Source organism: Streptomyces sp. AC558_RSS880 (assembly GCF_019049255.1).
Taxonomy (GTDB): Bacteria; Actinomycetota; Actinomycetes; order Streptomycetales; family Streptomycetaceae; genus Streptomyces.
Map to the genome: position 1 here is coordinate 1 of NZ_JAGMUJ010000119.1, position 8,754 is coordinate 8,754.

The following is an 8,754-nucleotide window of genomic DNA, read 5'->3' on the forward strand; positions in this document are numbered from 1 at the left end:
TGTCCTTGACCCTCCGATCCCGCCACAAGAGGAAGCCCTCTTCGACATCTAACTGGTCACCCCCAGTTACGGACCACAGAACTTGAGCCAGAACCCGAGTTTGGGCAGCACTTGGTGATGTTCGGGGGTGCTGTTCAGGACGTCCTCGGTGTTTTGCTGCCTCACCGGTCCGCGTCCTGTCGGCGAAGGCCGTCGAGGACGACGTTCATCAGAGGCCGCGCCGTTGATTCCCATTCATCCCGGTCCAGTCGGCCGAGGTAGGCGATGAGCAGGAGGACCCCGTGGGCGTCCACGTCCGCGCGGATGGAACCGGTCGCTTTCCCGGCGTCCAGCAGGTGACCGAGGGCGCCTTCGATGGGGTTCTGGCTGTGAGCGACGAGGTCCTGCCACGCGGCCGGCTCCAGCGCTGCCAGGACGCCGTACTTGATCTCGGCGTAGTCGATCACTCGGTCGAGCCAGCGCCGCAAAGCTTCCACGGGCTCGTGGGCCGCCAGCAGAGTGGAGGAGGCGGTCACGAGTTCTTCGACGTCGCGCCGGTAGACCTCGGCGAGGAGCGCCTCGCGGTTGGGGAAGTTCCGGTAGAGCGTTCCCTGTCCTACACCGGCGCGCTTGGCGATCTCGTTGAGGTGGACGTGACGGGACTCGGCGAGGGCCGCACGGGCAGCCTCCACGATGCGGGTCCGGTTCCGCTCCGCGTCCGGACGGCGTGCTGGCGCACTCATGGGCCTCTCCTGATGTTCCGCCTCTGGCAAGTGGACACGTGTCCGGTAGGGTGAACCAAACAGCGGACACGTGTCCACTTTACTTGGAGGCAGTAGTGCTTTCTCTTCACGGCAAGATCGTCGCTATCACCGGAGCGAGCGGCGGCATCGGCGAAGCCACGGCCCGCCTGCTCGCCGGCCGCGGCGCCGCGGTCGTCCTCTCAGCGCGCCGCAGCGAGCGCATCGACGCCATAGCGCAGGACATCCGGGAGGAGGGGGGCCGTGCTGCCACGTGCGTCGTCGACGTCACCAAGGCCCAAGACCTGCAGCGCCTGGTCTCCACCACCATCGACCAGTACGGCCGTATCGATGTACTGGTGAACAACGCCGGCATCGCCCCGATCAGTCCGCTGGCCGACCTCGACACCGAAGGCTGGTCGGCCATGATCGATGTCAACCTTCGCGGCATGCTCAACGGCGTCGCCGCCGTGCTGCCCGTCTTCCGCGAGCAAGGGTCGGGCCACCTGGTCAGCATCGTCTCCGTGGCCGGCCTGTACGGCGCGTCCCCCTCGATGGCCGTCTACGCCGCGACCAAGAACGCAGTGCGCACCGTCCACGAGGGACTGCGCACGGAGTCCACCGACGGGGTGGTGCGCACGACAGCCATCTCGCCGGGATACGTCCGCACCGATCTCGCCGGCTCCATGGCAGATCCGCACATCCGCGAGCAGACGCGCAAGAACATGGACGCGATGGGCATCCCTCCGGCGGCGGTCGCCCGCGCGGTGGCCTTCGCCATCGAGCAACCCGGCGACGTCGAGATCGGCGAGATCAACGTTCGCCCCACCGTCCAGGCATGACCCTTGCTGTCACCGGTCAAGTGAGACGGCCGCCAGTCGCTTACGCAACGCAACTGTCTGGCCCGACATGCTGGCGAGCAGAACACAAACTCCGGGCCTGGCTCCCGGCCTCAACGGGAGGGATGTCTCCTGGTGAAGTGAATCCCCGAGCGGTCAGTCTGCCTTGCCGTCCTGGGCAGCTGCTCGGGCTTGGGTGATGGCGAGGCGGTAGGAGTCGGTGCCTGTCTGGATCAAGTTGCCGCCGAAGGTGAGCCGGTCGACGATGGCCGCGCAGCGCAACCTACCGACAGTCCTCTCATGTGGACGAGCGATATTCGCTGGTGAGGACGACACCAGTCCCATAGTGCCGCCCTGCACAGGTCACGCTCACTCCACGCCCAGTTCCCGCAGTGCGGCCAGCTGCTCCGCAGTGAGCCTGTCGCGCCTGGACTTGGTGTTGCTGTACCAGATGCCGAGCTTGGTCTCCGTCCCGTCAGGCAAAACCTCTACCGCCTTACGGGGCACCGGCCCCTGCCCCTCGCGTTCCAACCGCTGCGTGAGGGCCGTGAGGCCCCGCTGGAACGCCGCCTGTGCCTTGCTCGGGCCTCTTCCGCCGCACGCGTGGCCGCTGGGGCGGGAGACGGGGCCTCGGCTGGCTGTACGCCCAGCTTCGACAGCCGCTCCTGCTGCTCGGGGAGAAGCTGCGCCCAGGTGCCCGGGTTCTTCTGCCGCTTCAGCCACTTGCCCAGGTCGTCGCCCTCGAACAGCACCCCGGGTGCGATGTCGGGGAGGTGGCTGTCGGCATCGACCAGGTCGGCGAGGACGCGGTAGTGGCGTTGCCAGTCGAGTGGCCACTCGCAGCTCCAGTCCGGGTCGATCGCGGCCAGTTGCTGCGCGCGCTCGGCCGCCCGCTTCGGGTTGTGGCGTAGCTGTTGCGCCTGCTTGTTGATCTGGGTTGTGGCCTGCTGTTGCTCAGCTGTACTGAGCGGCTGATCTTCAGCAGCCCGATGCGCGGCATCAAGGGCGGCAGGCTCACCACGACGATTCCTTCCCCACTCACCGCGGAGGAGGTAGCGGAGGTCGCTCAGGCTGCCCAGCAGGATCCGGCCCTGCGGGTGGTCGTCGCGCTGTCGGGGATCCATGCGCTGGCGGCTCACCAGATCCGCACCCTGCTGCTGGACCAAGTGGACTTGGCCGGGTGCCGTCTGGAGCTCGAAAGCCTCAACCGTCCCCTGGACGAGTACACCGCCGAGGCGATCACCAACTACCTCGACTACCGACGCAGCCGCTGGCCGAGCAGCACCAATCCCCACCTGCTGATCAGCCGGAACACAGCCACCACCACGACGGCAGTCGGCACATTCCGGCAGGACAAGCTGGTCAAGCCGCTGCCCGTGGGCCTCGACCGGTTGCGGCAGGACCGCATCCTGGAGGAGGCCCCCGCCAGCGGCGCGGATCCTCTCCACCTCGCACACGTCTTCTCGCTCGGCGCCAAGACCAGCCTCCGCTACACAACCGCCGTCGCCCCCTCGGCTGCCGAGCACGAGACACCATGAGCTGAGCTGATGGACGGCTTCCCGTGAGACGCTGCACTGCATGGGCGGAGTGTCGGGCGATGAGGCTTCCCGGAGGTTTCTGGCTGTGTTCCAGGTCGGTGACCGCTGCAGCGGGATCGTGGCAGAGGTACCTCGACGAGGAGGGGTGTCAGTGATCCTGGACGGTTTCACGGAACGTCCGCTGGGGTTCGTGGGGCCGTTGGACCTGTCGTGGTGCAAGTTTCCGGCTGCAACGGTGGAGGTCGGCCAGCGGATCACCGCCGAGGTGACCGCCATCGACCTGGAACAGGGCCAAGCCTGGCTGTCCATGGCTGCCACGGAGAATGCCGAGCTTTGGGCGTTCCTGAAATCCCTCCGCGTCGGCGGGGTACTTTCGGGCAGAGTCGCGTCGATCGAACGGTTCGGTGTGTTCGTGGCGTTGGACGACGGCCCAGACCACCCGGTCTTCCCTGGCGTCGGGTTCATCACGATCCCCGAGCTGTCCTGGCGACGCTTCAATACAGCTTCGGACGTCGTACAGGTGGGACAGCGCGTTTCGTGCGAGTTCCTCCAGTTCGACACAACGAGCGGAGAGGCCAGGTTGTCCCTGCGAGCCACACAGCCCCACCCTTTCCAGACGTTCGCCGACGGCGCCACAGTGGGCCAGACGCTGCAGGGACGGGTCACCAAGCTGGTCCCGTTCGGCGTCTTCGTCCAGGTCTCCGACGGCATCGAGGGACTGGTTCATCTGCAGGAGCTGACATGGGCGCCTGTCGAGGCTCCAGAGGGGGTCGTCCAAGTCGGTGACAAGATCACGGTCGTCATCACAGAGATCGACCGAGAGCGACGCAGACTGGTCCTCTCCCGACGGCAGGCTTCTGCGGCTCTTGAATGACCTCTCCAGGTATCACCGCAGCCTGAAGCAAGCTCTGAACCGCCGTCTCCGTCCGGCCAAACTTCCCTCCTGAACCCGTGGGTTCGTCGCGAACACCCTTCAGAATTCGCGAACTCGCGGAGGTTCGGGTTCGACGCGTTCTACTGCATCCCGGGCCAGGAAGGCGCCCATGAGAAGGGCGGGGCCGAGCAGGAGGGCGGCCGGTTCCGGCGCACGCATCTGGTCCCCGTTCCTGACGTCGCCTCGCTGGAGGCCCTGAACGAACGGCTGCGGGAAATCGACGCGGAGGAGGACGAACGGCTGCTGTCCGGGCGGCTGACCAGCGTCGGGTTCAACTTCGTCTCCGAGACCGAGCTGCCGCTGCCGTTCGAGGAGTTCGAGTGCGGCATCACGCTGACGCCGAAGGTCGACCGCAGCAGCCGGATCACGGTCCGCCAGTGCCACTACTCGGTTCCGGCCCGCTTCATCGGCCAGAACGTGCGGGTCCTGTTGCGGGGCAACGAGTGCCGCATCAGGCAACGTTCGCCCTGTTGACCACGGTTCGTAGCCGCTGGTCGTCAGCGTGGCGGTTTCGCCAGATGATGTAGCGGCGGATCATGCTGCCCTGTTCTTTGTGGCTGGGATGGTCGGTGCCGTCGAGGGTGAAGTAGCGCAGGGCGGTGAATTGGGCCTCGATGCGGTTCAGCCAGGAGGAGTTGGTCGGGGTGTAGGCGATCCCGACGTTGTTGACCTCGGCCCAGTCCGCCACCCGGCGGCACCGCTTGGTGGTCAGGTGCGGGGAGTAGTTGTCGCACACGATCGCCAGGCGGACTGTCGGCGGATAGAGGGTGCGCAGGTAACGGCAGAACTCCAGGAACTTCGACCGGTTCTTGGTCTTCTTGATGTGGCCGTAGAGCTTGTCCTTGGCCAGGTCGTAGGCGGCGAACAGGTGCCGCACCCCGTGGGGGCGGGTGTAAGTCGCGCGCCGCCTGGCCCTGGGTTCACGGTCGGGGTCCTTGTGTTTGCCGCCGCGCTCGGCCCACTGGCGTCCCGGGTGGGGTTGGAGGTTCAGGGGCCCGAACTCATCCAGACAGAACACCACTTCCGGTTCGCCGTCGTCGGCAATGACCTCGCCATCGGCGATCGCGTACAGGTGCTCGACCCGTGCCTTCTTGGTCGCGTAGTCCGGATCGCGAGAGGTCTTCCAGGTCTTCACTCGTTGAAAGGAGACGCCTTCCTCGCGGAGCAGGATGCGCAGGCCCTCGTGGCTGATGTCGTCGACCACCCCCTCGGCAACCAGGAAGTCCGCCGGCTTGGCCAGGCTCCAAGTCGAGAACGGCAGGCCGTGCTCGGCCGGCCTGGACTCGGCGATCTTCTTGATCTCGCGCCGCTCGGGCAGTGTGAAGGTCTTCGGCCGACCGCCTTTGTACTTCGGGTAGAGGGAGTCGAAGCCGTCGGTGTTGAAGTTGTGGATCACGTCCCGGACCCGGTCCGTGCTGGTGAACGTCACCTCGGCGATCTTCACCACGGGCATGCCCTGCGCGGACAACAGCACCATCTGTGCCCGCCGCCAGGTCACCACCGACCGGGTACCCCTGCGGATGATCCGCAACAGCTGCCTGTCTTCGTCACCGTCGATCTCCCGTACCCGCACCCGTTCTGCCACCCGCACAGCTTGACGAAGATCGGCCGTCCGGCACAGCGCACACCTCACGTCCCGGCACTGCCATGAGCCGGCCGCCTACCGGTCGGTCGTGGCCTTCTCAAGAAGCGAAGTGAGGATCGACTCGGAATGTGTCCACAGCAACGCGCCGCCGATTCCCGGTACGACACGGTGATGCGCACCGGGGATACGGGTAGCGAGCAGTGCTCCCTTATCGGGCGAGTGGCTGGTGTCCCGTTCGCCGTACCAGATCTCGACCGGGACAGTGATCTCGTCGAGAGCGAACGGCCACCGCCCCATGGCCAGGACCGCGTCGCGGGCGTAACCAGCAGCCCCTTGAACAAAACCCTCGTCCAAGGCCCTGCGGTAAACAGGCGCGAAACCAGGATCCTGATACACGGCGAGGTCGCACCCTGGACTCCCGTCCATGACCATGCCCCACATCCCATCCGCAGTGAAGCCCGCGAAAAACTCCTCGGCGCCAACCGGGTCGCACGCGGTCCGCTCGACCAGGCCACGCAGCTCCTCCGGCAGAGCGGAAGCGAACTCCGGCGCGGCTACCTCATCCGCGCCGGAGACGACAGCCAGTGCCGAGGCCACACCCTCCTCAGCGCAGGCGAGAGCGAACGGCGCGCCTTGTGAGTTCCCGACCACAGCCGGATGCCCCAGCCCTCGCAGCACGCAGAGTTGCCGAATATCACCAGCGAAGTCGGAGAAGGTCCGGCCGGGCGCAGGTGTTGAGGCACCAAGCCCCGGGCGGTCCACAGAGACAAGACGCACTCCCAGCGCCTCGACGACCCCTGCGCCGAAACCGAGCCACCGGCTCGTAGCCGCGCCCGGACACAACAGAACGGGAACCCCGTCCAACGGCCCCCACTCGGCCCAACCAAGCAACCGTCCATCATGCAGACGACTCTCACCGAGCCGGGCAGGATTGTCGACGTACACAGTCATGATCCACATCATGGCCATGGACAGGACGTCTCGCACTCGACTTTCACCGTAGCCCTGTACAGGGGCGAACGTTGCCTGATGTGGCACTAGTAGACGCGTCCGGCGCGGCCACCGGTCACTCAGCCAGCGTGGCCGCCCACTGGGTGAAGATCTTCACGTACCGCGCCGGGTCGAGCTGGTGCATCACGTGCAACGCGTCCGGCACCGACTCGTAGTCGACCTTCACCCCCGCCGACTCCATCAACCACCTGGCCTGCGCGGCCTGCTCGTCGGAGAGCGCCCCGAGCCGGTCGCCGGTCTCCGGGTCGATGCCGCGCGTGTGGTGCGTGAGGAGTACCGGCGTCTTGACCTGGCTCAGCATGCGCTCGTGCGGGCAGTTCAGTCCGACGGTCCCCTCCCAGAAGGCCCGCGCCCACTCCGGGTCGTACTCTTTCATGTGCTGCGGGATCTCGTCCGCCACGAAGTGCCGCGTCATCGGCGACGACGCGGCGCCGGCCGCGCGGCGGTAGCCCTCCCAGTCGCCCACGCTCCACTGGTCGCCGAGGTACGTGCGGAAGAGTTCGAACAGGGGGCCCGCCCCCTGGCGGACCGAGTGGCCGTACATGGGGACGAGTTCGGACGCGAAAAACGGGGCGTCCTCGCACAGCGCACCCCGGATCTGCCCGGGCATGGCGTACGCCGACAGCCAGGCCGCGAGGACGCCGCCGGAGGAGTTGCCCGCGACGACGACGGGTCGCTGCACCACTAGGGCGATGAACCGGACCAGGTCGTTGCCGAAGTTGTCGAGGCTGTACCGCTTCGGCGTCCAGCTGCTGCGCCCCTGGCCCCGCAAGTCGACGGCGTAGACGTGGAAGTCCTCCGCGAGGAGGCCCATCGTCTCCTCGTACCCCCACCAGGAGCCCGTCTGCTCGGGGACCAGCAGCACGGCGGGCTTGTCCGGATCACCGGCCTCGGCGTAGTTCATGGTGATCTCACCGAGGTCGGCCTGCTGTTCGGGATAGGCGTGCGGGACGTAGACGTCGCGCAGCGCGGGATCGGCCGTCATTGCTGTCTCCTTGGTCTTTGAGCCCGAACCCGACCAGCACCGGCATCCACCGGTCATCGGGTGGGCGAGTCACGGAGCTAGTATTCGAACCGTGGCCGCCGACGCGCACCGACGATTCCGATGAGTGGAACGCCAGTACAGACCCCTCGCTCGGGACGGCCGCCCCGCGGCGAACCGATCTTGGAGCGGGCCTTCAGGGTCCTGGGCGCCTTCACGGAGGCCGGGGAGGGCCTGACCCTCCACACGCTCGCGGCTCGGGCGGGGCTTCCGAAGAGCACCACGTCCCGGATCGCGGCCCAGTTGACGGGTGTGGGCGCCCTCGAACGCCGCGACAACGGCGATTTCGTCGTCGGCCTGCAGCTCCTCGAGATCGCCTCGCTGGCGCCCCGCGGTCACGGACTGCGCGCCGCCGCGCTGCCGTTCATGGAGGACCTGCACCGGGTCACCGGCCAGCACATCCTCCTCGCAGTGCGCGACGGCGACGAGGCCGTTCTCGTCGAGCGCCTGTCCGCACGGGACTCGGCAGCGGTCAAGTACAGGGTCGGCGGTCGCCTCCCCCTCACCGGGACCGGCATCGGCATCGCCCTGCTGGCGCACGCCCCCGAGCGGGTGCGGGAGGAGGCGCTGGCCGACGCGAACGACGCGGCGCTCCTGCGCCGGCTCATGGCCGCCGTCCGCACGGAGGGCGTCTGCGCCATGACGGTGCCCAACCCCCTGCGTTCCGGGCCCACCACCATGTCAACCGTCGCCGCCCCGATCCTGGACCGTCACGGTGACGCGCTGGGCGCGCTGTCCCTGGTCGCCCCCGACGAGGCCGCAACCCGGGCCGCCGCCGTTCGGACGGCGCTGCGGACGGCGGGCCTGGCGATCTCCCGGGCCGTGGGGCGGTGAACCGCGACTTGGCCATGCGGCAGACCGGCGCCCACTGCGCCGGGTCCCGAACTCACGCGCCTGACAACGCCCCGCGAAGCCGTCAGCGGATCATGACTAGACGAACTTGTCCGCCAGGCCCCGTTCCAGGTAGTCGTCCGGCAGGTCCTGGACGACTACTGAGTTTTTCGTTAGTTCTGTGGTGGTGGGGGCTTCGGCAGTGTGAGCATGATGGTGTGTCTTCCAAGCCGCAGGATGCTGTTGCTGATGTCT

The 8,754-nt window shown here is 67.3% G+C and carries 10 protein-coding genes and 2 pseudogenes; 5 read left to right on the forward strand and 7 right to left on the reverse strand.

Annotated features, from left to right (window positions below):
• Nucleotides 1–161 precede the first annotated feature (161 nt).
• The gene (locus KUM38_RS29530; RefSeq protein ID WP_217133748.1) at nucleotides 162–722 is read right to left on the reverse strand and encodes a TetR/AcrR family transcriptional regulator; all 561 of its coding nucleotides are present in this window, start codon (nucleotides 720–722) and stop codon (nucleotides 162–164) included.
• Between the two features lie 95 nt (nucleotides 723–817).
• On the opposite strand from KUM38_RS29530, the gene KUM38_RS29535 reads away from it, so the two are divergent.
• Entirely contained in the window at nucleotides 818–1,561 is a 744-nt protein-coding gene (locus KUM38_RS29535) for an SDR family oxidoreductase (RefSeq protein WP_217133749.1), read from the forward strand.
• Between the two features lie 153 nt (nucleotides 1,562–1,714).
• Here KUM38_RS29535 and KUM38_RS43765 read toward each other — a convergent pair.
• Both KUM38_RS43765 and KUM38_RS29540 read right to left on the reverse strand, forming a co-directional pair.
• Nucleotides 1,715–1,834, reverse strand: a pseudogene (locus KUM38_RS43765) (AAA family ATPase); the annotation flags it as partial.
• A gap of 93 nt (nucleotides 1,835–1,927) precedes the next feature.
• Nucleotides 1,928–2,460 (reverse strand): annotated as a pseudogene (locus KUM38_RS29540) (helicase associated domain-containing protein); the annotation flags it as partial.
• Nucleotides 2,461–2,472: 12 nt separating this feature from the next.
• Between KUM38_RS29540 and KUM38_RS29545 the strand changes: the two are divergent.
• Both KUM38_RS29545 and KUM38_RS29550 read left to right on the forward strand, forming a co-directional pair.
• Nucleotides 2,473–3,096 carry a hypothetical protein gene (locus KUM38_RS29545; RefSeq protein WP_217133758.1) on the forward strand — a complete coding sequence of 208 codons (624 nt, stop codon included), beginning with the start codon at nucleotides 2,473–2,475 and terminating at the stop codon, nucleotides 3,094–3,096.
• Between the two features lie 40 nt (nucleotides 3,097–3,136).
• Nucleotides 3,137–3,970 carry a S1 RNA-binding domain-containing protein gene (locus tag KUM38_RS29550; protein WP_217133751.1) on the forward strand — a complete coding sequence of 278 codons (834 nt, stop codon included), beginning with the start codon at nucleotides 3,137–3,139 and terminating at the stop codon, nucleotides 3,968–3,970.
• A gap of 99 nt (nucleotides 3,971–4,069) precedes the next feature.
• Here KUM38_RS29550 and KUM38_RS29555 read toward each other — a convergent pair whose 3' ends face one another.
• Nucleotides 4,070–4,414 (reverse strand): hypothetical protein, encoded by a 345-nt coding sequence (locus KUM38_RS29555; protein WP_217133753.1) that lies wholly within the window; start codon nucleotides 4,412–4,414, stop codon nucleotides 4,070–4,072.
• Between KUM38_RS29555 and KUM38_RS43770 the strand changes: the two genes are divergently transcribed.
• Nucleotides 4,364–4,504: a hypothetical protein gene (locus KUM38_RS43770; RefSeq protein ID WP_374227104.1), complete on the forward strand. Its 141-nt coding sequence runs from the start codon at nucleotides 4,364–4,366 to the stop codon at nucleotides 4,502–4,504. The two genes, KUM38_RS29555 and KUM38_RS43770, sit on opposite strands and share 51 nt — an antisense overlap.
• On the opposite strand, the gene KUM38_RS29560 is transcribed toward KUM38_RS43770, so the two are convergent.
• The 3 genes from KUM38_RS29560 to KUM38_RS29570 all read right to left on the reverse strand — a co-directional run bounded on the left by KUM38_RS29560 (nucleotide 4,482) and on the right by KUM38_RS29570 (nucleotide 7,611).
• The gene (locus KUM38_RS29560; protein WP_308409091.1) at nucleotides 4,482–5,615 is read right to left on the reverse strand and encodes an IS630 family transposase; all 1,134 of its coding nucleotides are present in this window, start codon (nucleotides 5,613–5,615) and stop codon (nucleotides 4,482–4,484) included. The two genes, KUM38_RS43770 and KUM38_RS29560, sit on opposite strands and share 23 nt — an antisense overlap.
• 75 nt (nucleotides 5,616–5,690) lie before the next feature.
• Nucleotides 5,691–6,566: an alpha/beta fold hydrolase gene (locus KUM38_RS29565; RefSeq protein ID WP_217133755.1), complete on the reverse strand. Its 876-nt coding sequence runs from the start codon at nucleotides 6,564–6,566 to the stop codon at nucleotides 5,691–5,693.
• Nucleotides 6,567–6,681: 115 nt separating this feature from the next.
• Complete coding sequence (locus KUM38_RS29570) at nucleotides 6,682–7,611, reverse strand: alpha/beta fold hydrolase (protein ID WP_217133756.1); 930 nt, start codon at nucleotides 7,609–7,611, stop codon at nucleotides 6,682–6,684.
• A 180-nt stretch (nucleotides 7,612–7,791) separates the two neighbouring features.
• On the opposite strand from KUM38_RS29570, the gene KUM38_RS29575 reads away from it, so the two are divergent.
• A complete protein-coding gene (locus tag KUM38_RS29575; RefSeq protein ID WP_254397966.1) occupies nucleotides 7,792–8,502 on the forward strand; it encodes an IclR family transcriptional regulator in 711 nt (236 codons plus the stop codon).
• The last annotated feature ends 252 nt before the right edge of the window (nucleotides 8,503–8,754 follow it).